Consider the following 23,217-nt stretch of genomic DNA (forward strand, 5'->3'; position numbering starts at 1 on the left):
CTGCATGGCTGGATACGTCGACTGCCGCATCTTGCATCGCGCCGTCATGCATGGGTTGACGACATCCACGATCAGCCGCGCACCCGGGCTGGCACATGCAGGAAGCCGCGGAAACGGGCGCGGCCACCGCGCACCGGTGGCACGGTCAGCGTGTAGTCGGGAAAACGGGCCAGGAAGCGCGAGATCGCGATCGCGCCTTCCAGGCGGGCCAGCGACATGCCAGCACACTGATGAATGCCGCTGCCAAAGGCCAGGTGCCGGTTGGGCGAGCGCGCAATGTCGAAGCGGTCGGGATCGGGAAATTGTTCGGGGTCGCGGTTGGCCGCGCCGATACAGAGCGTGACCGACGTACCAGGTGGCAAGGTCACACCGCCGATCTCGACCGTCTCCGTCGTCATGCGGTTGCCCAGTTGGTTAGAACTCTCATATCGCAGCACTTCTTCGATCGCGGTCTTGATCAGGTCCGGCTCGGCAATCAACCGTGCTTTCTGGTCCGGAAACTGCGCCAGCGCGACCAAGCCGTTGCCGATCAGGTTGGTCGTCGTTTCATGACCGGCATTGAGCAGGAACACACAGTTGTGCAGCAGCTCGGCCGACGTCAGCCGCTCGCCATCGGGCTCGCCTTGCAGCAAGCGGGTCAGCACATCGTGGTCCGGATCGCCGGGCGATGCGCGGCGCTGCGCGATCAGGCCGTCCAGGTAATCCAGGAACTGGCGCAGGGCCGCGTTGCCTTCGTCCGCGGCCGCCGGCGTGACCACCGGTTCGAGTGCGCCCAGGATCGCGAGCGACCAGTCGCGCAGCGGCTCGCGTTCATCGTGCGGCACGTCGAGCAGGTTGCCAATCACTTCGACCGGAATGGCCGCCGCAAAGTCTTCGATCAGGTCGACGTCGCCCTTGTCGGCCATGCGGTCCAGCAGCGTATCGACCAGGCGGATCAAGCCGGGCTCCATGCCCGCGATGGCGCGCGGCGTCAGTGCACCCGCGATCAGCCGGCGCACGCGCGTGTGCAGGGGCGGATCGTTGAAGACCAGGCTGGTGGTGTGATGCTCGAACAGCAGCGAGTCGCCAAACTTGGGTTTGAATTCGACCTTCTTGTCGCTGCTGTAGACCCGCGTGCTTTTGTAGGCCGCGATCAGGTCGGCGTAGCGTGTCAGGAAGACGCCTCCACCCGGCAATCGCTTGACCGGCGCGTGTTCGCGCAAGGCATGATAGGTCGGGAAGGGGTCGTCATAGAACTCGGCCGGCAGGTGGGCCAGGTCGAAGGTATCGGCCAGTGCGCGAGGATCCGCGGCCAGGCTGGGGGCAGTGCTGTGCATGTCTCGTCACCACGTCCTGGTGTTCGTCGATGGGTGCGCCGCTGCGTGGCAGCAGGTTACTTCTGACGTAATCGGTTTACGGCAAGAGTAATTTCAGACGGGTTGCGACGTCAAGGCGCATTACGCGTGGCGTGCTAGAGTTACGCCAGACGTAATCATCAAGAGCCGATCCATGACCTCCGACACCAGCTCCGATCTGCGCGGCGCGGGCGGCGTGCAAGCCCTGGAGACAGGCCTGTCCGTGCTCGATGCCTTTGCCGGTTTCGTTCGCCCGGCCATGCTCAAGGACATCGCCCATGCCGCGGCCATGCACCCGGCCAAGGCGCACCGCTACCTGGTCAGCTTCATCAAGTTCGGGTATGTCGAGCAGGATGCGCACGGCCGCTACAGCCTGGGCCGCAATGCCCTGCGCATGGGACTGGCGGGGCTGGCGCAGGTCGATGCCATCCGACTCGTCACGCCCCTGCTGGACGAACTCAGCGTCACGGTTGGCGAAACGGTGCTGGCGGCGGTGTGGGGCAATCGCGGGCCGACGGTCGTGCAGTGGCGGGACTCGCCGCACCCGGTCACCGTCAATGTGCGGCCCGGGTCCGTCATGCCCTTGCTGGCATCGGCCACGGGGCGCGTGTTCACCGCGTTCCTGGACCCTGCCCTGACGGCGTCGCTGATCGCCGACGAACTCAAGGAACGCAAGGCCGCGAGGGTGAAGCGTTTTCCGGAAACCGCCAAAGATGTGAAGGAACTGGCGCGCACCGTGCGCGACAACTACGTGGGCGTGGTGGTCGGGGATCTGGTGCCCGGGATCAATTCCGTCAGCGCGCCGGTGTTCGACCACGACGGCCGCCTGGTGCTGGCCATTACCGCGTTGGGCAACGATGCCGTGTTCAATGCGGACCCGGCAGGCCCCATTGCCGATGCCGTCCGGCAGGCAGCGCGCACGCTGTCAGACCGGCTGGGGCATGGGGTGCTGCCGGGCGCTTAGTCCGGCGAGGAGGCGGGCGGGCGTTCGTCTGCGTCGGGTGCATGGGGCACATCGGGCGCTTGCGCCGCCGCCACCGGCACGTCCCGCAGCAAGCGGCCCAGGTGACCGCTGTTGGCAAAGCCCAGTTCCGCGCTGACCTGCGCCAGCGACGCGCCGGCGGCCAGGTGCGTGCGGGCGACGGCGGCAAGCATGGACCGCCGCAAGGCCACCGGCGTCTGGCCGAATTGCGCCAGGCAGGCACGTTGCAGGGTGCGCATCGTCACCCCCAGCCAGGATGCCGACTCGGCAACGGTGGGCAAGGCACCGCCGTCCGCCAGCCTGGCTTGCAGCAGGCTGTGCCAGCGCTGCGCCAACCCGGCGGGCGGCGCGGCCACGGCAGGCTTGATCCGGCTGCCCGCCAGTTGGGCGATCAGCGCATGCACCAGCCCGGGTGCGGCACGGGCCGACAGGGCGGGCATCCACAAGGCATCGAGCATGGCCTGCGCCGCGCCGTCCAGTTGCAGCACGCCACCGGCCTTCCATGCCTGCACCCATTCGGGCGCCAGGTACAGCTCGCCATGCTGCTGCAGGGCGCTGCCCGATCGCGTGCGATGCGCGACATGCGCAGGCAGCAGCAAGGCCTGACCTTTGACCAGCCGGTCTTGCAGGGGGCCTTGTTCCACGCTGCCGAATCCCGCGCTGCCGTCTTCCTGCCCGCCCCACGCCGTCAGCAACGCGCCTGCGCGCGGCCACAGCAGCATCGCGCAATCGTGCGTGTGCCACCGGAAGGCATAGCCCGGCTGCCGGCTGGCCGCGAGCGCGTAGCCGTCACGAGCAATCAGGTCGAGCTTGGAAGAAAGCAGGGTCATCGGGCCAGTATCGGCGCACGGGTGGATTCATGCAAGATCGGCTGCCTGTCGTGTTTCGGATCGCCGCCTGTCGCGTCCAGGTTGGCACGTCACGACACGGACACCTAGCATGAGGCCATCGAACAGGAGGTCCACATGGCCCACACCTCGCCCCACATGTCGCCGTCCGCCAGCACGTCCGCCCTGACGTCCCTTGGATCGACCCCGCTTGTCCCGGCCGCCGCCCTGGCACTGGCAGCTATCTTCACCCTTGCCGCAGTGCCCCTTCCCGCCCATGCCGCCTGGCCCGACAAACCGATCACGCTGATCGTGCCCTTCCCGCCCGGCGGGGGCACCGACCTGGTGGTCCGGTTGCTGCAGGCAGGCATGAGCCAGCGGCTGGGCCAGACCGTGGTCATCAGCAACGTGGGCGGCGCGGGCGGCACTATCGGCTCGGCGCAGGCCGCCAGGGCGCGGCCGGACGGCTACACCGCGCTGGCCGTCACCACCAGCACGCATGCCGTGGCTGCCAGCCTGTACAAGCAGTTGCCCTATGACCCGGTTTCCGACTTCAGCTACGCCGGCTTCATCGGCACGTCGCCTTACGTGCTGGTCGCCAACGCGTCGTTGAAGGCCAACTCGGTCGCGGACATTGCCCGGATCCTGAAGGCCAAGGGCAGCGGCAGCTATGCGTCGGTCGGCGCGGGCACCGTGTCGCATCTGCTGGGCGAGATGTTCGCGAAGGACCGCGCGCTGGCCTTGACCCACATACCCTACCGCGGCGCCGCGCCGGCCTACACGGACCTGATCGGCAGCCAGGTGGACATTCTGTTCGACAATCCCGTGGGGCTTGCGCCCTTCGTGCGCAGCGGCAAGATGACGGCGCTGGCCACGACTGCGCCCACCCCCATCCTGCCCGATGTGCCGACCTTCGCGCAGCAGGGCATGCCGGCCTACACGCAGCAACTCTGGTACGGTCTGGCCTTTCCGAAAGGCACGCCGGCCGAGATCGTGACGCGTACCAACGCCGCGCTCAACGCCGTGCTGAACGATCCGGCGGTGGCGCAGGATCTGGCCGCCAAGGGCGTGGCCGTGCGCGCCGACACGCCTGATGCGCTGACAAGCGCCGTGGCGCATGACGTCCCCTTCTGGGGCAAACTCGTCCGATCGATTGGAGTCCAGCTTGACTGATATGCCCGAACCCCTGGCAGGCGAAGCTGCCCTGCTCCGCGTTTTTGTGGACCCGGCGCATGGCGACCGCGGCGGCAATCCGGTGCCCCTGGTGCTGGACGCCACCGGCCTGAGCGCCGACGCCATGCGCGAACTGGCCGCGCATCATGGTCACGAATCGTCTTTCGTGCTGCCGCCTGACAATCCCGCCACACACGATTGGCGACTGCGCTTTTTCGTGCCCGGACACGAAATGGAAATGTGCGGCCATGCCGCCGTGGGCACCTTGTGGGCGCTGCGCCAGTGGGGACGCTGGACCACCCCGCAGGCGCGCGTGCAGACCCTGAGCGGCAGCGTGGACGTGTCGTGGGACGACGCCCGCGGCTGGGCCTGGGTGTCGCAACCCGCGGTCACCATCGAGGCCCTGGCCGATGATCAACGCGACGCGATTGCCCGTGCACTGAACATCGATCCCGCCCTGCCCGGACTGCACGTCGTCAATGCCAGCACGAGCCGCGTCAAGACCCTGGTGCGCGTGCCCGACGCCGCGGCGCTCGACGCCATCGTGCCGGACTTCAGCGCCATCGAAGCGCTATGCGAGGCCATCGGTTCGACCGGCCTCTATCCCTATGCGGTGGAAGCCGGCGGCGCCACCGCGCGGCAGTTTCCCAAAAAGTCGGGCTATCCCGAAGACGCAGCCACCGGCATTGCCGCCGCGGCGCTGTGGGGCTATCTGCATGCCCAGGGCGACCTGCCCGCGACATCGAACGCCGACGCTCCGTTCACGGTCAGGCAAGGCGTGGCGATGGGCGCGCCGTCGGCCATCCGGATCCGGGCCCGCAGCGATGCCCCGGGTTGCTGGCTCAGTGGCGACGTGCGTTGGCTGCGGCAAGCCTGATCCCCTGCTGACACTGCCATCATGCGCACCAGCCATATCCGGTATGGCTGGGAAAGGATGGACAGCGCAGGGGGCGAAATCCTACCTTGAAGACTCCGCACGGCACCAGGAGTCACAAGCATGGAACGTCGAGATGTATTGCGTTTTGGGATGGCCTGTTCGGCCCTGGGGCTGGCGGGCAAGGCAGGCGCGCAAGACGCGTTTCCCAACAAGATGATAAAGGTCGTCGTGGCCTATCCGCCGGGCGGCGTGACCGATCTGGCGGCGCGCATGATCGCCGAGATCCTGACCAAGGAATACGGCAAGCCGGCCATCGTCGAGAACAAGGGCGGCGGCACCGGCACCGTGGCGCAGCAGTACATTCTGCAGCAGCCGGCCGATGGCCATGTGCTGCTGTCGGGCGGGCTGGGCGGCCAGGTGCTGCCGGTCATCCTGAACCCGAACCTGCCGGTCAACCCGCAGACCAGCTTCGTGCCGGTGGCGCAGCTTGCCGAGTTCGTGAACGTGCTGGTCGTTGGCAAGGACATCAAGGCCCAGAGCGTGGCCGAGCTGATCGAGTACGCAAAGTCGCGGCCCGGAAAGTTGAATTACGCAACCAACGGCGTAGGGACATCAGCCCACTTCACGTCCGAACTGCTGAACCTGCAGGCCGGCACGCAGTTCGTGCACATCCCCTATCGGTCCAGCAGCGAAATTATTTCCGGCCTGCGCAACGGCGACGTGCATATCGCGTTTGCCAACGCCCCCACGGTGAACAGCCTGGTGCAAGGCGGCACGCTGCGCGCGCTGGCCGTCACCAGTGCGCAGCGCAGCAAGGCCCTGCCCAACGTGCCAACCATGGTCGAATCGGGCCTGACCGAATTCGTGGTGACGAGCTGGCTGGGCGCCTATGCGCCTGTCGGCACGCCGCCCGACATCGTGAAAAAACTGGGCGATGTCATCGTCAAGGGCGCGCAGCAGCCCGAGATTGTGCAGCGCCTGGAGACGGCCGGCTTTCAGTTGGCCGTAAAGGACAGTGCCGCCTATGCGGACTTCAATCGAGACGAACTTGCGCGCTGGAAAGACGTTGCCCGGCGCGCCAACATCCAACCGGAAAGCTGAGCGATGAGCGGACACAATGCATTGAACGTCGTGGACCTGACCCCGGGTACCCGCCTGAAAACCAATGAAGGCGCGGTCGTCGAACTGGTCGAAAATCCGCGCGACGGCGTGTGGCTCATCTGCAAGACACTGGAAAACGCGGCCGACCCGGACTCGGTGTCGGATGTCGAGCAGCCGGTGTTTGCACAGGACATCGTGGGTCTGGCGGATTCATGACACCCGCGTCATGACACGGGCTCCACGCGCGGACAGGGGCTGCCGATCTTGCGCAGGGTGGCCCCGATCTGCAGTTCGGCAATCTGTTGGCGCAACCAGCTGTTGCCCGGGTCGTGGTGGTAGCGGGCGTGCCAGAACTGGCGGATGCGCGTCAGCGGCGTCGGGAACGGCAAAGGACACCAGCGCACCCCGATCGCATCGTCGATGGCCTGCGCAATGGCTTCGGTCACGGTCACGATGAAATCCGTCTGCGCCAGCAACGGCGGCAGCACCAGGTAACGCGGCACGCTCAGCGCCACGCGGCGGCGATGGCCCTGCCGCGCCAGGTCGCGCTCGATCTGCAGATCCGTTTTGTTGTTGGTGACAACCAGGTGGTTGGCCGCCAGGTATTCGTCCATGGTGATGGTGTCGCCAGCCATACGAAAGTCGCGCCCCATCACGCACACGTGCTGGTCCACGAACAAGCCGGTCTGGTAGAAGCCGCTTTGCAGTTCCTGCAGGTGCCCCACCGCCAGGTCGGCTTGGCCGCTTTCCAGCGCGGACCGGTACTGATCGCGGTCCATTGCGCTCACATCCAGCCGCACGCGCGGCGCGACTTCCTTGAGCCGCGCCATCAAGGGCGGCAACACCAGGAACTGGGAAAAGTCCGACATCAGCAGCGTAAAGGTCCGCCGCGCCGTCATCGGATCAAAGGCGGCCGACTGCTCGAAGGTTGTGCGCATCAGATCCAGCGCCCGCAGCACATTGCCCGACAGCGCCGTGGCATACGCCGTGGGCTCCATCCCCGATGGCGTGCGCACGAACAGCGCGTCGCCGCATTGCGCGCGCAGCCGCACCAGCGCATTGCTCATCGACGGTTGTGACAGGCCGACGCGCTGCCCGGCGCGCGTCACATTGCGTTCCAGGTACAGCGCCTCGAACACCAGCAGCAGATTCAGGTCCAGCTTGTGCGCGTCGACGATAGCCATGCGCGTATCACTCCAGCGGTTTGAGATCGCCCAGCACGGTGGGGATCAGTTCCGAAACGGTGGGATGGATGTGCACCGTGCGCTGCAGCGTCGTGTACGGCGCCCCGGCCGACATGATGTCGATGATGCCGTGGATGGCCTCGTCGCCACTCGTGCCCAGGATCGCCGCGCCAAGAATGGCCTGCGTCTCGGCATCGACCACCACCTTCATGAAGCCCTGGGTTTCCGACTTTTCAACCGCGCGCCCGACGCGGGTCATGGGCCGTTTGCCGACCAGCACCTTGCGGCCCGATGCTCGCGCCGCCGTCTCGCTCATGCCCACGCGGCCCAGCGGCGGGTCGATATACAGCGCGTACACCGACAGGCGATCGCTGACCTTGCGCGTATCGTTGTCGAGCAGGTTGGCCGCGACGATCTCGTAATCGTTGTACGAGGTGTGCGTAAAGGCGCCCTTGCCATTGCAATCGCCCATCGCCCAGATGCCCGGCACGTTGGTGCGAAGTTGGTCATCCACCTCGATATAGCCACGCTTGTCGACGGCAATCCCGGCGGCGTCCAGCCCCAGGTCGTCGGTGTTTGGCACGCGCCCCACGGCCAGCAGCACATGGGTGGCGATCAGTGCCGGATCGCTGCCGCAATGCAGGCCCACTTCGACCTTGTCGCCCTGCGGCGTGAAGTGAATGCACTCCGCCTCGGTGCGCACGTCGATGCCTTCAGCTTCGAGAATGTCGCGGATCGCATCCGACACATCGGGGTCTTCGCGCGACACCAGGCGCGGGCCCTTTTCGACCACGGTCACCTGGCTGCCGAAGCGTCGGTACATCTGCGCAAACTCCAGCCCGATATAGCTGCCGCCGATCACCACCAGATGCGGCGGCAAGATGTCCAGGTCGAGGATGCCGGTGTTGTTCAACGTGGGCACGTCGTTCACGCCCGGCATGTCGGGCACCAGCGCGCGCGCCCCCACGTTGATGAAGATGCGGTTCGAGGTCAGCAGTTCGTCGTCCACGCGCACCGACGTCGGCGATTCGAACCGTGCGTGGCCGCGGATCAGCGTGCAGTGCGCCATGCCCGCCAGCCACTTTTCGACGCCGTTGCGGGCGTTGGTCGAAATCGTGTCGCGACGCGCGCGGATCCGCGTCATGTCCACCGACACATCGCCTTCGACCGCCACCCCGAAGTCCGCCGCCCGCCGCGCCATGTGGGCCGCATAGGCACTGGCCACCAGCGCCTTGGTGGGCATGCAGCCATCGTTCACGCACGTGCCCCCCAGCAGATGCCGTTCGATCACGGCGACCGTCATGCCCGCCGCGCTGAGCCGGCCGGCCAGCGGCGGCCCGGCCTGCCCGGCCCCGATGATGATTGCGTCGAAGGCGCGGCTCATGACGCCATGGCCACGATGGCGATGGCAGCGGCGATGGCGATGAAGTCCTCCGCCAGCGCCACCGGAAAGTCGCGCCCGCCATTGGCGGCCACCAGACGGCGTCGCGCGGTGTAGCCCACCAGCGTGCCGATGATGGCGCCGACCGCGCCCAGCACCAGCCCGGTGATCGGGGCCACTCCAAACGCAAGCGCCGCGCCGCAGACGGCGCCCGTCAGGATGCGGGTGCCGAACTGCACCGGCACGATGCGTGGCGGCGTCTTCGGCAACTGATCGGCGATCAGTTCCATGACGGCAAGCGCGGTCAGGATGTAAGGCGTCGCGGGATAGCGCAGAAAGTCGAGCCAGGTGTCGGCCACCGGCAGCAGGCCCAGGTAGGCCGCCCAACTGACCACGGCAGGACCGGTCATCGCGCGCAGACCGCACACGATGCCGATCAGCCCGGCCAGCACATAGATATTCAACATGCCTGCTCCGCGAATAAGGGGTAACCACGACATTAGCCGATTATCGGAGGGTCGGCCATCGGCCGGACGGGCTCGGGGTGGGCTGGGCATGGGCTGGGTGCAGGCAAGGCGCGGGGCGGGTGCGGGGCGGTACCCGCCGTGCAGCGGCAGGCGCTCGCGCCATGGGCCGCGATCAATCGGCCCGGTCGACTAGCGTAAGCTTGGGCCCGGGCGTGTTGCCCCCTTCCTGCCTTAGAAGATCATGAGCCAAGACAACCCCGCGCCGCAGTCGTCGGCGCGTCGCCGTGCCAGCCCCCGCAGCGAACTGCAGCGCCAATCCATCCTGGATGCGGCCTCGCGGCTGTTCATCGAAAAGGGCTTCGGCGGCACGAATCTGAATGACATTGCCGATGTCCTGGGCGTCAGCCGCACGGCCCTCTACTACTACTTCCGCAGCAAGGAAGCGATCCTTGAAGCGCTGACCGAAGATGTGACCGAGGCCGCAAGCGCGCTGGCCAGTTCGGTGTCGGTGCGCGACGGCATGCCGCCCGAAGCGGCGCTGCGCCAGCTGGTGACCCAGCACGCCACGCTGATCCTGACCCACACCCTGCAGTTTCGCGTGGTCGAGCGCAGCGAAAAAGACCTGCCCGCCGAACGCCGTGCCGCTGCCCAGGCGGCACGGCGCGCCCTGCTCGAACACTTCGTCGACGTGATTGAACGGGGCGTGGCCAGCGGAGATTTCCGGGCGCCCGACGCACGCGTTGCCGCCTTTGCGATCCTGGGCATGTGCAACTGGTCGGCGTGGTGGTTCAAGCCCGATGCGGGCATGCCTGCCGAAGACGTGGCCAAGTCGTTGGCGGAATTCGCCATGCGGTCGCTGCTGCGCGACGACGCGCGAACCCCGCAGCCGGCCACCGTGGCGGAATCGATCGGCATGTTGCAGGAAGGGTTGGCCCGGCTGGCCGAGCAGGTCGACGCCAGCACGCGCCGCCGCTGAGCCATACCGGATCGAAGGGGGCGGCCCCCGCCGATGCGCAGACCAGGGCCTGCACACCCGCCCATCCGGGACCGCCCTATGCGGGTTGACACTTACGTAAATTAATTCACACAAGTGTCAAAACCGACCTATGATTGACTCCAGTTCAATCACGGGCGCCGCCTGCCGGCTGTCGATCATGACCTCCCAAGACACCTCTGCCCCCGCCGCGCAAGCCACCGCCGGCCTGCTCAATACCGACTGGAATCCGCGCGGCCTGCCCGATGGCGTCACGACCACCAATGTCGTGCTGCGCACTGACGACGGCGCGGCCACCGGCGGATCGCTGTACACCCCGGCCACGCCAACCGACACCGTGGTCTGCGTCATGCACCCTCGCGAGTTCATGGCGTGCCATTACCTGATCCCCGACACCGTCGGCGCCGGCTACGCCGCCTGGTCGCAATCGCCCCGGTCGGTCGGCAACGACCTGCGGCTCGAACACGAAATCGCGCTGCACGATGTCGCCACCGGCCTGGCCGAACTCCGGCGGCGCGGGTACACGCGGATCGTGCTGCTCGGCAATTCGGGCGGCGCCGGCCTGTATGCGCTCTACACGCAGCAGTCCGCACTGCCCGGCGCCGAGCGTATTGCCCGCACACCGGCCGGCCGGCCGACCGGCCTGGCCGACCTCGACATGCCGCGGGTCGATGGCCTGGTGCTGGTCGGCCCCCACCCCGGCCAGGGCGCGCTGCTCATGAACTGCATCGATCCGTCGGTCGTGGATGAAAGCGATCCGCTGTCAGTCGACGCGTCGCTCGATCCCCTGTCGCCGGCCAACGGCTATCGGGGCGCCAAGGGAACGCAGTACGCGGACGAATTCGTCGAACGCTATCGCGTGGCCCAGCGCCGCCGCGTCGAACGGCTGGACCGGCTCGCGCATCAGCTGATCGACACCCGCCTGGCGGCCCGCAAGCGAGTCAAGGCGGCAGGCCTGGATGCGACGGCCGAAGACCGCCGCGCAGCTGCCCACACGCCCATCATCAACGTGTGGCGCACCGATGGCGACCTGCGCTGTTTCGACCTGAGCAAAGACCCGTCCGACCGCGCCTTCGGGTCGTTGTGGGGCCGCGATCCGTACGCCTCCAACTACGGCGCGGTCGGCTTTGCGCGGCAGTGCACGCCCGAAAGCTGGCTGTCGACGTGGTCGGGCCTCAGCTCAAACGCCACGCTGGCCAAGACCGCGCCTGCCATCACGCAACCGGTTCTGGTGGTCGAGTACACCGGCGATCAGGCCTGCTTTCCCAGTGACGTACGCACCATCGTCGATGCCATCGGCTCGGACGACAAACGCCATGAACGCATCCGCGGCGATCACCACGGACGAGCGCTCAAGGACGGCGAATCGCCGGGCCGGCTGGAAGCCGGACGGCTGCTGGCCGACTGGCTGCGCGCCACGTTCCCCCTTTCCCTTTAAAGCCCTTCTTTCTGGAGTTCCGCATGTCCGACATGGATCTTTCGGCGACCCGCCTGCTCTTGCATGGCGTCGACCACACGGCGCGTCCCACCTGGAAGTTGCGCGAAACCATTGCCTTTTATCGCGACAAGCTCGGCCTGCCGCTGGTGCATGTGATTTCGGCGCGCGGCTGGGGACCGGCCACGCATCCCGACTTCCTGCACTTCTTTTTCGACAGCGGCCAGGGCAGCACCATCGCCTTCTTCTACTACCTGGGATCGGATGCGCCGGCATCCATGACCGGCCGCGAATTTCATGCGCCGCTGCCCGAAGACCACGTGGCCGACGCAACCCATACCGCCTGGCTGGTGGACAGCGCCGAGGCCCTGCAGGCCTGGAAGACGCGACTGGAAAGCCACGGCCTGACCGTATCGGTCGAGACCCGGCACGAAGTGATCGAGTCGATCTATGTGCGCGATCCCAATGGCTACTTCGTGGAGTTCACCCGCAAGCTGCGCCCGCTGGACAGCATCGATGCGACCGATGCGGCGCTGACGCTCGATGCCGCCCTGCAGGCCGAAGAGGAAGCCGCCCGGCGTGGCGACCGGGTCACGCACATCGACGACATCTGGGCGCGCAAGGGCGAGCTGGTGGCGGCCCGACAGTCCCTGCCGCAGGGCAGGAGCGTGCGGATCTTCGTGCCACGTGTCGACGAATTTGCGTCGCTGGTGGACGATGCCGCCCGCCGCCCGGACTGCCGCGTCGAGCAGGGTCCGGACTACACGGTGATCGAAGCCGACGCCCCGGTGGAATTTCGCCGCAAGACGCTCGGGCTCAAGCCGGCCGTCTGGTATGGCCTGTTCACCGGCGGGCTGCAGGGCACGATCGAAACCTTCGACCGCGATGTCGTGCGGATCGTACCGCTGGCCGCTTGACGCGGCTGGCAGGAGACACACATGTTGCCGATACAGAATCCCCTTGAAGGGATCGTCTACCCCAATGAGCAGCGGGCAAAAGATTGGGTCGCCGCTGGCGCCTGGCAGGGCCGCACGGTGGGCGACGCCCTGCGTGACACGGCGGCCGTGTACCCCGACCGCCCCGCCTTCATCAGCGATGAACGCACCCTGACCTTTCGCGAACTGGATGACGCCACCGAGCGGCTGGCCGCCGCCCTGCTCGACCTGGGCCTGCACAGCGGCGATCGCGCCATCTTCCAGATGGGCACCACGATAGACACCGTGCTTGCGCTGCTGGGCTGCTACAAGGCCGGCATCATTCCGGTCTGTTCCGTGCCGCAGCACCGCGACGTGGAGATCGGTCAATTGACCGAACAATCGGACGCGCGCGGCTACTTCGTGCAGGCGGACATCGGGGCCTTCGACCTCGTGGCATTCGCGAGCAGGATGTGCGAGCGGCATGCCTCGCTCCAGCACCTGATCGTTGCGCGTGGCAACGATACCGGTGCGCAAACGTCACTCGATACACTGATCGATGCCATGCCGCTGGCTTCCGCGCGCCAACGCCTGGCGCAGCTGCGCCTGAGCCCGCGCGACGTGCTGAGCTTCCAGCTGTCGGGCGGCACGACCGGCGTGCCCAAGATCATTCCCCGCTTTCATGGCGAATACCTCGGCCATTCCGTCGGCTGGGCCAAGGTCTATGGCATCTCCGCCGACAGCCGCGTCATCTGGTCGCTGCCGCTGCTGCACAACGCCGGCCAGCTGTATGCGCTCATCCCGCCCGTGGCCATGGGTGTCACGACCGTGCTCATGCCCAAGGTCGACGTCCCGCACATGCTCGAACTGATCGCCACGCACCGGGTGACCCATGCCTTGTCGATCGGGCCGATCGCGCCGCAGATCATGGCTTATGGCGACATCGGCACGCATGACCTGTCGTCGCTGCGGCTCTTCGCCACCATGAGCCGGTCCGAGCAACTCGAAGCGCATCTGGGCGTGCCCTGCTCCAACCTGTTCGGCATCACCGAAGGCCTGTTGCTGGGCAGCGGGCCCGATGCCCCTGCGTTTGCGCGCCACCACACACAAGGCGCCTCGGGCTGCCCGCTGGACGACATCCGGCTGCTGGTGCCGGATACCGAAACGCCGGTGGAACCCGGACAGATGGGCGAACTGTGCTTTCGCGGCCCGTCGGCCATCCCGGGTTTCTACAAGGCGCCCGACGCCAACGCCAAGGCATTCACGTCCGACGGCTACTACCGCACTGGCGACATGATGACCGCCCATATCGTTGACGGCGTCACCTATTACGCGTTCGAAGGCCGCCTGCGCGACAACGTCAATCGCGGTGGCGAAAAGATCGGCTGCGAAGAAGTCGAAGGCTTCGTCAGCATGCACCCGGCCATTGCCGACGCCAAGCTGGTGCCCATGCCCGACGCCTTCTATGGCGAGAAGGGATGCGTGTACGTGGTGCTGCGGCCCGGCCATGCCGCGCCGGACGTCAAGGCGCTGGGCGCATTCCTGGTCGCGCAGGGACTGGCCCGATACAAATGCCCGGAACGTATCGAGACCATCGACGCCTTTCCGTTGACCCGCGTCGGCAAGGTCGACAAGCCCGCGCTCAAGGCCCGCATCACGGCGCTGCTGGACGCGGAAGGCGCCCTGCACCCGGCCGCCATCGCCCCGCCCCCGGCGGCTTCCCACACCGCACTCACGACCTGAAGGTGCCCCATGAAGATCACCATCATTGGCGCCGGCCCGGCCGGCCTGTACTTCGCCCTGCTCGCCAAGAAGCATGACCCGTCGCACGACATCCAGATTTTCGAGCAGAACCTGCGCGGCGCCACCTACGGATGGGGCGTCGTGTTCTCGGACGTGGGCCTGGCGTTCCTGAAGGACGCCGACCCCGTCTTCTTCGAGCAGTTCATTGCGCGCCACGAACGCTGCGACTACATGGAAGTGGTGCATCAGGACACGCATGTGCAACTGCACGGCAATCACTTTTCGCGCACCGCGCGCATCGACATGCTCAACGTGCTGTCGCAGGCTTGCGAAGCCGAAGGCGTGCGCATCGTGTATGGCAAGCGAATCGACGATGTCGAGGCCCTGGCCGCCGACTGCGACCTGCTGATCGCCAGCGACGGCGGCAACAGCGCGGTACGAACTCAGTACGCTGAACACTTCCAGCCTACCTTCGACAAGCGCCGCAACAAGTTCGCGTGGTACGGCACGCATCAGCGCTTCCACCCGGTCTCGCTCATCTTTCGCGACACACCGGCCGGCGTGTTCATTGCCCACGCCTACCAGTACAGCCCGGACCTGAGCACCTTTCTGGTCGAGGTCGATCCCGACACCTGGCGCCGGGCCGGCCTGGACCAGGCCACGGAAGAAGACAGCCGCAACTATTGCGCGGACGTGTTCCGTGCCGACCTGGGCAGCAACGACCTGCTGACCAACCGGTCGCTCTGGTTCGAAGCCAATATCGTGCGCAACGAACGCTGGACCCATCGCAATATCGTGCTGCTGGGTGACGCCTTGCGCACCGTGCACTTTTCGCTGGGGTCGGGCACCCGCATGGCCATGCAGGATGCGATCGCCCTGCACCGTGGACTGGTGGCGCATCCGGGCGATGTGCCCGCCGCGTTTGCGGCGTTCGAAGCGACCCGCCGGCCGGCCTCGTCCAGCTTCCAGCAGGCGGCGGCGCGCAGCCTCGACTGGTACGAAAACGTTGCCGACAAGCTGCCACTGGACCCGGTGGCCTTTGCCTACGACTACATGCGCCGCACCGGCCAGGTCAGCCACGACGACCTGCGCCAGCGCGACCCCCGCTTTACCCGCGCCTGGGAAGCCCAGGCCGGCGCCGCCCCCACCGCACCTGCCGTTGCCGCCCCGGCGGACGCCCTGCCGGTGTCCTGATCGCCCCACCCCACACCACAATAATTCCGGAGACAACCATGACCTTCAGCCTGCGCGGCCTTGCCGCCGCCTGCCTGCTCGTCGCGTCGGGACTGCATCCCGCCGTGGCCCAGCAGGCCTACCCAAGCCGTTCCATCCGCGCCGTCCTTCCGTACTCGGCCGGCAGCGGCCCCGATGCCGTCCTGCGCCACGTGGGCGAAAAGCTCAGCCAGTCGGCGGGCATGCAAGTGGTGATCGAGAACAAGCCGGGGGCCAACGGCTGGCTGGCGATCGATGCGGTCAAACGCGCGGCGGCCGACGGCTACACGCTGCTCGAAGTCGACAACACCCACATGGCCTTGCAGCCGCACCTGTACAAGCAGCTGCCATTTGATCCCGCCAAGGATTTCGAACCTGTCGCGCCGTTGTACTGGACGCATTTCTTTATCGTGGTGCCTGCCAATTCGCCGTGGAACTCAGTGGCCGATCTGGTGGCCGCGGCCAAGGCCAATCCCGGAAGGATGACGTACGGCACCTGGGGCATCGGCAGCGTGGCGCATGTGGGCAGCGCCATGCTCGAAACCGCTACCGGCGCCCGCATGACGCATGTGCCTTTCAAGGAACTGCCGCAGCTGTATACGGCCGTGGCCAATGGCGAAGTGGGCTGGGCCTTTGGCAGCGCCGCCACCGCGGGCCCGCTCTACAAGGCAAAGAAGGTGAAGCTGCTGGCGCTGGCCGCCCCCAGGCGCCTGGCCGAGTATGGCGACATCCCGACCGTGAGCGAGGCAGGCGGGCCCGCGAATTTCGAAGTGAAGACCTGGGTGGCGCTGTTTGGCCCACGCGGCATGCCCAAGGCCGCTGTCGACAAGATCAATGCGGGCGTCAACCAGGCGCTGAACGAGCCGGACGTGCTGGCGCGCATGGCGAACTTCGGCTTCGAGTCGTGGCGTGGCACGCCTGCCGACATCACCAAGGCGGCAGCGGCGGACTCGACCCGGTTTTCAAAAATCGTGGCGGAATCGGGCATCACGCTCGACTGACCCCCACGCGGCGCACGTCGGCCGTCGCCCGCGCCTACTTGCCGCCCGTGGTCCCGGCCCGGGCGGCCGGCACCTTGCCCCACACCTTACTGCAATCGGTGTCCTCGCCCGGGCCGGTTTCAATGAACGGGATCAGCGCCGCCAGGGGCGCGGCAATGACCGCCAACGCCGCGGCCCCCACGGCACGCGCCACCAGGGGCTTCTTTTCCAGATCGAACTGCGGCGACACGAAACTGCCGTGGATGTTCAGCGGGGTGCGCGCCGACAAAAAGCCCGGGTTCTTGGGCTCGGGCGCCAGCGTGAAGTTGATGCGCTCCGCCGCCAGGTCAAAACCGCCCTCTCCCAGCACCTGCGTGTCTTCGGTATCGATCACGAACAGGCTGGAGCTGCCCTTCCCCTGCTTCACGTCGAACAGGGCCGCGCCGCAACGCAGGGTGATCTGCTCATCACCGCCGGCCAGCAAGGCAATGACCTTGCCGCCGTTCAGGCCGCTGGCGGCATCGATCAGGTTGGACACCCTGCCGCGCGACACGGCCATGCTGACCTGCCCGTCGGCCTTTGCCGCCAGTTCCGCCACCGAACTGCCCGTGCCGCGCAGGCTGATCCGTCCGCCCAACGTTCCGGTGCTGGGGGCCACTTTGTTCGACGCCGGCAGGAGCCGCGAAAGGCGCACCTGCTTGATATCGACCACGGCATCGGCGCGCATCGGCTCGCCGCTGGCATCCAGCGTAATGCGTGCGATCAGCGCACCGTCTCCCATGCCCACATTGAAGGGCTCGAGCTTGAGCACGCCGTCTTTCAGGCGCAGCGACACGTTCAGGCTATCCAGCGGCAGCTTGCCCGGCACTTCCAGCTTGGTCGCATCCAGATCGAAGGCAGCGTCGATCGCCTTGAACCGTTCCGGCTGGAACTGTTGGGTCGGCAGCACCCGTTTGTCGGTTTCCGCGTCCTTCGCCTTGGCGCTGGCCCGATTCTTCGTTTCCGACTGACTGACGGGCGGCGCCGCCCCATCGTGCTTCTTGCTGACCCCGATCAAGGGTCCGAGGTCGGTCACATTGAGCAGCGCACTGCTGAGCTTGGCCGTCAATAACGGGCGAGGTTCGCGATTCTCGTAGGTGCCACTTCCCGTGACATCCGATGAACCGATCTTTCCGCGCAACTCGTCCATGGTGTAAAGATTGCCGTTCAGCTTCAGATGTCCCTCCAGGGCGTACGGAGGGGACGCCGGCAAGGGCAGCAACAGGAACGGGTACAGATTGGCCAGGGTTTCGCCGCGGATTTTCATGCGCGCGTCGATCGCCGACAGGTTGACCACATCGGCGATCTGCCCATCGACATCGAACCGCGTCGTGCCTGCTTCCAGGTATCCCTTCAGCGGGAACGGCGTTCCGGATTCCTGGAATGTCAGCGTGTCACCGGCGATCGCCTCGCCCGAAAATTCGGCATCGTTGTATTTCCCGCGGATCGCATACCTCGTCGTGAACGCGGCGTTATCGGGCTTGGCATCGCCCTCGCGCGCCTGGTCCGCGGCCTTGGGATCAAAGGTATTGGCATCGACCGCCACTTCCAGATTCTTGGCGTACTGATAGAACCGCAAGCGGGTATCGCTCACCGCCAACGAGCCGATACGCACGCGACCAGGCTCGGTGTCGTCCGGTTCGGACAGGCGCCAGTTGCGCCGCCCTTCCTTGTCCATCTCCATGACCGCGTCGGCATTCGTCACCGCAAGGCGCGGGATCAGGATCTTGTCGGCAAACAGACTGGGCAGGGACACCGAGAAATCGACCTGGCCTACCTTGGCCATGGGTTCCTTGCGGCCCCAGTCGGCGTTGCTGAAGTAGACGTCCTGCAGACGCACGACCGTGGGAAAACCCAGGTCGACATCCAGATGGCCAAGGGTAAAGGTGCGCTCGGTCTTGTTCGAGATGTAGCGTTCGACCGGGTGGCGCAGCCAATTCCAGTCGAACACCAGGACGAACAGGATCAGGAACAGCAGCACGCCCAGCGCAATGGGATGCCGCTTCAGCGAGCGGGATACAGCGGTCGTCATGACAGTCCAGCCTCGCAGTTTTTTCTTGCATGTAGCAACAAACATGCCGAAGCATCAAGACGGCCGGGGTCGGCCTTCTCATTGCGCTATTCGGGCAACGGCTTGCCGCGGGTCTCGGGCAGGAAAGGCGCGGCCAGGATGCCCAGCGCATAGACCGAGACCAGCACCATCGCCGCCTGGCCGTAGCCCCCGAAAGACACGATCATCGCACCCGCCAGCAGCGGGCCCAGAAAAGCCAGGAAGCGCGGTGCGTTGAAGGCGAACGCCAGCGCCGTGGCCCGCATGCGCGTCGGGTACAGCTCGGGCAGCCAGACCGGCATCCACGTGTACTGGCCATTTGAAAAAATGGCGCTGACGAACGCCAGCACCAGCAGCCAATAGGGATGGGTGGTCGTAAAGAACAGGACAGGCGTCGTCACGAAGGCAAGCACAAAGAAGGCGATCGTCACCGGCTTTCTGCCCAGGGCATCCGCAAGAAACCCAAGCAGCACGTAGCCCGTGATGGACCCCAGCGTGTACGCCATACCTGCATAACTTGCCCATTTGGCCGCGGGCAACCCGGCGCGGCCCGCCACGGACGCGATGAAAGGGGGTACCCAGGTCGATACGCTCCAGAAACCCACCGTGGTCGCAAGCGACATCAGGAACACGAGGATCGTGCGGCGCCGTACCGTCGTGTCGGTAAACAGATCGGTCAGCGTGAAGCGGGTCAGCTGCTCGTCGGACGCCGATAGCGCACTGCCGCTGCGCTGGCGTTCGCGCGCCGCATCACGCTTGGCCTTTACCGCCTCCCACAACGCGGACTCAGGAATGGCGCGGCGGATCCACAGGGTCAGCAAGGCGGGCAGCACGCCCAGCAGATACATCGCGCGCCAGGCATGTTCACCGATGGGTGCAATGAATAACCACGCCAGGGCCGCCAAAAAGAAACCGAGCCCCAGGCCGCATTGCATCAGTCCGGCTCCCTTGCCGCGCGCGCGGTCGGGCCACAGCTCGGCCATCATTGAACTACCGGTGGCCCACTCCGATCCCACGGCCACGCCAACCAGAAAGCGCAGCACCACAAAGGACCAGAAATTCCACGCGAACGCTGAGAGTCCCGTCATGACCGAATAGGCCAGGATGGCGATCACCATCATGCGCTTGCGGCCGATGTAGTCCGCAAGAATGCCGCCCAGCATGCCGCCGACACCCCACCCCAGCAGATTGATGCCAATCGCCGCGCCCACGTAGAGCGATAGCGACGCGTGCTGCTCGGGCGGCAGCAACTGCAGCATGACCGTGCCGGCGGTCAGGATGAGGGCGTAATTCTCGAAGCCGTCGAACATCCACCCAAGGTTGGATGCGATCAAAATCTGCCACTGCTTCTTGCTCAAGGCCCGATACCAGGGCGTGTCCACGGAGGTGGAGATCGTTGCGGATTGCACGTAATTTCCTTGCGTACCTGACCCGGCCAGTCGACTGGCTCTGCGGTCCTGTCAGCGAGCATGCCAGCGAAGTGTGCGAGCCATGGCTGAGCGCCGCAAACGACATTCGTTGAGGATGTCCATGAATGGATTTCATGCCGTGCCGATCGCGGACTTGGACAAAGCCCGCGCCAGCCGATACGCTGCCGTGCTTCGATGCCTGCATCCCGCGCCTTTCCCCACGAGCCGCCCATGACCCCACCCGTCGAGCATATTGACGACCTGATGATCCTGCTGGAAGTGGTTGAAGCCGGCGGCTTCAGCGCCGCCAGCCGCACGCCGGGGCGCTCCAAATCCGTCATGAGCCGGCGCGTGCAGGCGCTTGAAGAACGCCTGGGCGTGAGCCTGCTGGTGCGCAATTCAAGGCGTTTCGACGTGACCGCGGTGGGGCAGCAGCTGGTCGAACACGCACGCGCCATCCGCGGCGAGGCACAGGCCGCGTTCGCCTTTGCCGCGCACAGCCTGGAATCGCCCGGCGGCACCTTGCAGGTGTCGTGTCCCATCGCCCTGGCGGTAGCCGAAGTCGGCCCGCTGGCGATCGAATTGGCCGCGCTGCACCCGCGCCTGCACATCTGCATTTCGACCTACAGCGGCCGCCCGGAAGCCCAGCAGGCGTCGGCCGACATCGTCATCCTGCCCGCCATCGGGCCGCTGAAGGACGCCGGCTTCGTCGCGCGCAAGCTGGTCGACTTTCCGTACATCGTGGTCGCTGCGCCGGCCATTGCCGAGACGTATCGGCAGGCGACCTTACCGCGTGACCTGGACGGCGCGCCCGCCATCGGGTGGACCTTTCACGATGCGCCCGACGAATGGTCGTTCGAAAGCGCCACCGGCGAACGCGGCCACGCGCGGGTCGACATCCGCTTCAAGGCCGACAGCCTGGCGTTGGTGGCCGATGCCGCGCTGCGCAGCCTGGGCATCGCGCAGCTGCCGGCCGGCGCGTGCATCACGCATCTGGCCGACGGCGCGCTGTGCCGCGTGCTGGAAGCCTGGACGCCACCGGCCATCGGCATGTACGCCATCTATCCGTCGCGCCGGCATCTGACCCCAGGCGGAAGGCTGTTCATCGATGCGCTGCACCAGCGGCTGCAGTCGTATGGGCGGCCCGACCGCATGCTGTCGATCGACGTCCCGCCAGGGACGTAGCCGGCCTGCGGGTCGCCCTTCCCCTGGCCGCGCCCCGGCGCCTTCCCGTCACTGCGTCCAGGTCACTCCATCGCGTGTCCGGCAGGTCGGACGGCCGGGGCAGCAGCCGCCTGCGCCGTCTCGTTGGTGGCCAGGGTTTCCGCGGTCAACCGGGACCCGGCCCGGCAGGCTGCCCATCAGGCGACCTGGCCAAACCGCTGTTCAAGGTACGCAATGATGTCCTTGGACTCGTACATCCAGCGCGTGCCCTTGGGATCGTCGATGCGCAGGCACGGGCTCTTGACCTTGCCGCCCCCCGCCTGCAGTTCCAGGCGCGCTTGCGGATCGCGTTTTACGTCCCGCAGGGTGATCGGCACGTTCAGCCGGTGCGCGGCGCGCCGGGTCTTCACGCAGAAGGGGCAGGCATGCAGTTGATACAAGGAGAGCCGGGCCGCTTCGGCTTCGACCTGCGCCTGGCCCTGCGCCGAGCGCTTCTGGGGGCGCGGGCGCGATAGTGCGTCGCCGATGACAATCAACTGACCCAGACCGACACGCAAGGCTTTGACAAACATGATGGCGCCCTCGAAAGCACTGAAAGGTCGCCAGTCTACCCGCTGGCAGCGGCCTCATGGATAACCCGCGTCTACACTGCAGGGCCGGCCGCAAGCCCGTGTGGTCACCGACCGCCGTCCCGACCTGCGATTCGACGGCTGTCGCAACCGCTGTTTCAACCGTGCCTTTACCTGCTGCTTTTCCAGGGTCCATTCCATGTCCGACACGCCTGCGCCCGCACTCAAGGCCATGTTCGATCCAGCCCGCCTCGAGCACATCGCGGCGCAGGTCAAGGCGGTGTATCCGCGCTTCGACACCCTGCGATTTCTGTCGCTGGCCACCGCGAACCTGGACGCGCTCAGCCTGATGGAAAGGTTGCGGCAGACAAGCACCAGCCTTCACGCCACCCTGCCGCAGGATTTCATCAGCGCACTGAAGATCCTGAAAGCGGTCGCGCCCTGCATCGACCATGCCTTCGTCTCGATGATCCTGCCCGACTATGTCGCGTGTCACGGCCTGGATCACTTCGATGTATCGATGGATGCGCTGCGTTTCTTCACGCCTTTCGGGTCTTCCGAATTCGGCATCCGCCCCTTCCTGCGTGCGGACCCGCAGCGCGCGCTGGCGATCATGCAGACCTGGGCGCATGACGACAACCCGCATGTCAGGCGGCTGGCCAGCGAAGGCTGCCGCCCGCGCCTGCCATGGTCGTTCCGATTGGATGCGATCGTCAACGATCCGGAACTGGCCGCGCCTATTCTTGAGGCGCTGCGTGCCGACGACAGCCTGTATGTGCGCAAGTCGGTGGCCAATCATCTGAACGACGTGACCAAGCTTCATCCCACCTGGGTGCTCGACACTATCGAAAGCTGGCCGCTGGACGATGCATGCACGGCATGGATTGCGCGGCATGCCCTGCGCACACTTATCAAACAAGGGGACCGGCGTGCGTTGGCGGTGATCGGCGCGGGCGACCCACCCGAGGTCGCGGTACACGACTTTTCGTTGACGCCAGCAACCATTGCGATCGGCGGCGCGGTCACCATGGACTTCCTGTTGACGTCGCAGGTAGACCGGCCGCAAACGCTGGTGATCGACTACCGCGTCCACTACGTGAAGAAATCTGGGGTGGCGTCGGGCAAGGTGTTCAAGCTGAAGTCGCTGACCCTGCCGGCCAAAGGATCGGTGCGCATTACCCGCAAGCAAGCGTTTCGCGACCTGTCGACCCGCACGCACCAGCCGGGCCGGCATGAACTGGAACTGCTGGTGAATGGCGAGAGTCTGGCGCGCGAGGGGTTCGAACTTACGCCCCCTTAATTCAAGGCGCTTCGGTCACCGATACGCAACCTTTTGCCGTTTTACTTACTGGCCAGGCTTCCCGCCCTGGCACGCGCGCCCG

At 66.3% G+C, this 23,217-nt stretch carries 21 protein-coding genes; 13 read left to right on the forward strand and 8 right to left on the reverse strand.

What is annotated here, in order from left to right; all coding sequences use genetic code 11:
* Positions 1-71 precede the first annotated feature (71 nt).
* Positions 72-1,316, reverse strand: coding sequence for a cytochrome P450 (locus IE116_RS15220; protein WP_189613744.1), 1,245 nt, complete (start codon positions 1,314-1,316; stop codon positions 72-74).
* 172 nt (positions 1,317-1,488) lie between these two features.
* Here IE116_RS15220 and IE116_RS15225 point away from each other — a divergent pair, with 172 nt between their 5' ends.
* Positions 1,489-2,298 carry an IclR family transcriptional regulator gene (locus IE116_RS15225; protein ID WP_189613746.1) on the forward strand — a complete coding sequence of 270 codons (810 nt, stop codon included), beginning with the start codon at positions 1,489-1,491 and terminating at the stop codon, positions 2,296-2,298.
* Here the strand turns inward: IE116_RS15225 and IE116_RS15230 are convergent.
* The gene (locus IE116_RS15230) at positions 2,295-3,146 is read right to left on the reverse strand and encodes an AraC family transcriptional regulator (protein WP_189613747.1); all 852 of its coding nucleotides are present in this window, start codon (positions 3,144-3,146) and stop codon (positions 2,295-2,297) included. The two genes, IE116_RS15225 and IE116_RS15230, sit on opposite strands and share 4 nt — an antisense overlap.
* A gap of 135 nt (positions 3,147-3,281) precedes the next feature.
* Between IE116_RS15230 and IE116_RS15235 the strand changes: the two genes are divergently transcribed.
* The 4 genes from IE116_RS15235 (at position 3,282) to IE116_RS15250 (ending at position 6,510) form a co-directional block, all read left to right on the forward strand.
* Positions 3,282-4,316: a Bug family tripartite tricarboxylate transporter substrate binding protein gene (locus tag IE116_RS15235; protein WP_229828196.1), complete on the forward strand. Its 1,035-nt coding sequence runs from the start codon at positions 3,282-3,284 to the stop codon at positions 4,314-4,316.
* 1 nt (position 4,317) lies between these two features.
* A complete protein-coding gene (locus IE116_RS15240; protein ID WP_189614678.1) occupies positions 4,318-5,193 on the forward strand; it encodes a PhzF family phenazine biosynthesis protein in 876 nt (291 codons plus the stop codon).
* A gap of 120 nt (positions 5,194-5,313) precedes the next feature.
* Positions 5,314-6,294, forward strand: a complete 981-nt coding sequence (locus tag IE116_RS15245; RefSeq protein WP_189613750.1) for a Bug family tripartite tricarboxylate transporter substrate binding protein — start codon at positions 5,314-5,316, stop codon at positions 6,292-6,294.
* A 3-nt stretch (positions 6,295-6,297) separates the two neighbouring features.
* A complete protein-coding gene (locus IE116_RS15250) occupies positions 6,298-6,510 on the forward strand; it encodes a hypothetical protein (protein ID WP_189613752.1) in 213 nt (70 codons plus the stop codon).
* 8 nt (positions 6,511-6,518) lie between these two features.
* Here IE116_RS15250 and IE116_RS15255 read toward each other — a convergent pair whose 3' ends face one another.
* The 3 genes from IE116_RS15255 to IE116_RS15265 are packed head-to-tail and all read right to left on the reverse strand — an operon-like array spanning position 6,519 to position 9,326.
* Entirely contained in the window at positions 6,519-7,478 is a 960-nt protein-coding gene (locus IE116_RS15255) for a LysR family transcriptional regulator (RefSeq protein ID WP_189613753.1), read from the reverse strand.
* 7 nt (positions 7,479-7,485) lie between these two features.
* Positions 7,486-8,862 carry an FAD-containing oxidoreductase gene (locus IE116_RS15260; RefSeq protein ID WP_189613755.1) on the reverse strand — a complete coding sequence of 459 codons (1,377 nt, stop codon included), beginning with the start codon at positions 8,860-8,862 and terminating at the stop codon, positions 7,486-7,488.
* The gene (locus IE116_RS15265) at positions 8,859-9,326 is read right to left on the reverse strand and encodes a DUF4126 family protein (RefSeq protein WP_229828197.1); all 468 of its coding nucleotides are present in this window, start codon (positions 9,324-9,326) and stop codon (positions 8,859-8,861) included. Before IE116_RS15265 ends, IE116_RS15260 begins: the two co-directional genes overlap by 4 nt.
* Before the next feature lie 241 nt (positions 9,327-9,567).
* Here IE116_RS15265 and IE116_RS15270 point away from each other — a divergent pair, with 241 nt between their 5' ends.
* From IE116_RS15270 to IE116_RS15295, 6 genes are all read left to right on the forward strand, one after another.
* The gene (locus IE116_RS15270; protein ID WP_189613759.1) at positions 9,568-10,302 is read left to right on the forward strand and encodes a TetR/AcrR family transcriptional regulator; all 735 of its coding nucleotides are present in this window, start codon (positions 9,568-9,570) and stop codon (positions 10,300-10,302) included.
* A 178-nt stretch (positions 10,303-10,480) separates the two neighbouring features.
* On the forward strand, positions 10,481-11,758 hold the full coding sequence (locus IE116_RS15275) for an alpha/beta fold hydrolase (protein WP_189613760.1): 1,278 nt from the start codon (positions 10,481-10,483) through the stop codon (positions 11,756-11,758).
* A 23-nt stretch (positions 11,759-11,781) separates the two neighbouring features.
* Positions 11,782-12,672: a VOC family protein gene (locus IE116_RS15280; protein ID WP_189613762.1), complete on the forward strand. Its 891-nt coding sequence runs from the start codon at positions 11,782-11,784 to the stop codon at positions 12,670-12,672.
* A 21-nt stretch (positions 12,673-12,693) separates the two neighbouring features.
* Positions 12,694-14,412: an AMP-binding protein gene (locus IE116_RS15285; protein ID WP_189613764.1), complete on the forward strand. Its 1,719-nt coding sequence runs from the start codon at positions 12,694-12,696 to the stop codon at positions 14,410-14,412.
* Positions 14,413-14,421: 9 nt separating this feature from the next.
* Entirely contained in the window at positions 14,422-15,606 is a 1,185-nt protein-coding gene (locus tag IE116_RS15290) for an FAD-dependent monooxygenase (RefSeq protein WP_189613766.1), read from the forward strand.
* Between the two features lie 38 nt (positions 15,607-15,644).
* On the forward strand, positions 15,645-16,625 hold the full coding sequence (locus IE116_RS15295; RefSeq protein ID WP_189613769.1) for a Bug family tripartite tricarboxylate transporter substrate binding protein: 981 nt from the start codon (positions 15,645-15,647) through the stop codon (positions 16,623-16,625).
* Between the two features lie 34 nt (positions 16,626-16,659).
* Here the strand turns inward: IE116_RS15295 and IE116_RS15300 are convergent, their stop codons facing one another.
* Both IE116_RS15300 and IE116_RS15305 read right to left on the reverse strand, forming a co-directional pair.
* Entirely contained in the window at positions 16,660-18,675 is a 2,016-nt protein-coding gene (locus IE116_RS15300; protein ID WP_189613771.1) for an AsmA family protein, read from the reverse strand.
* An 86-nt stretch (positions 18,676-18,761) separates the two neighbouring features.
* A complete protein-coding gene (locus IE116_RS15305) occupies positions 18,762-20,102 on the reverse strand; it encodes an MFS transporter (RefSeq protein ID WP_229828198.1) in 1,341 nt (446 codons plus the stop codon).
* A gap of 231 nt (positions 20,103-20,333) precedes the next feature.
* On the opposite strand from IE116_RS15305, the gene IE116_RS15310 reads away from it, so the two are divergent.
* On the forward strand, positions 20,334-21,287 hold the full coding sequence (locus IE116_RS15310; RefSeq protein ID WP_189613773.1) for a LysR family transcriptional regulator: 954 nt from the start codon (positions 20,334-20,336) through the stop codon (positions 21,285-21,287).
* A gap of 176 nt (positions 21,288-21,463) precedes the next feature.
* Here IE116_RS15310 and IE116_RS15315 read toward each other — a convergent pair whose 3' ends face one another.
* Positions 21,464-21,838, reverse strand: coding sequence for a glutaredoxin family protein (locus IE116_RS15315; RefSeq protein WP_189613775.1), 375 nt, complete (start codon positions 21,836-21,838; stop codon positions 21,464-21,466).
* A 196-nt stretch (positions 21,839-22,034) separates the two neighbouring features.
* Between IE116_RS15315 and IE116_RS15320 the strand changes: the two genes are divergently transcribed.
* On the forward strand, positions 22,035-23,135 hold the full coding sequence (locus IE116_RS15320; RefSeq protein WP_189613778.1) for a DNA alkylation repair protein: 1,101 nt from the start codon (positions 22,035-22,037) through the stop codon (positions 23,133-23,135).
* Positions 23,136-23,217 lie beyond the last annotated feature (82 nt).

It is taken from the genome of Pigmentiphaga litoralis, from assembly GCF_014651835.1.
Lineage (GTDB): Bacteria > Pseudomonadota > Gammaproteobacteria > Burkholderiales > Burkholderiaceae_B > Pigmentiphaga > Pigmentiphaga litoralis.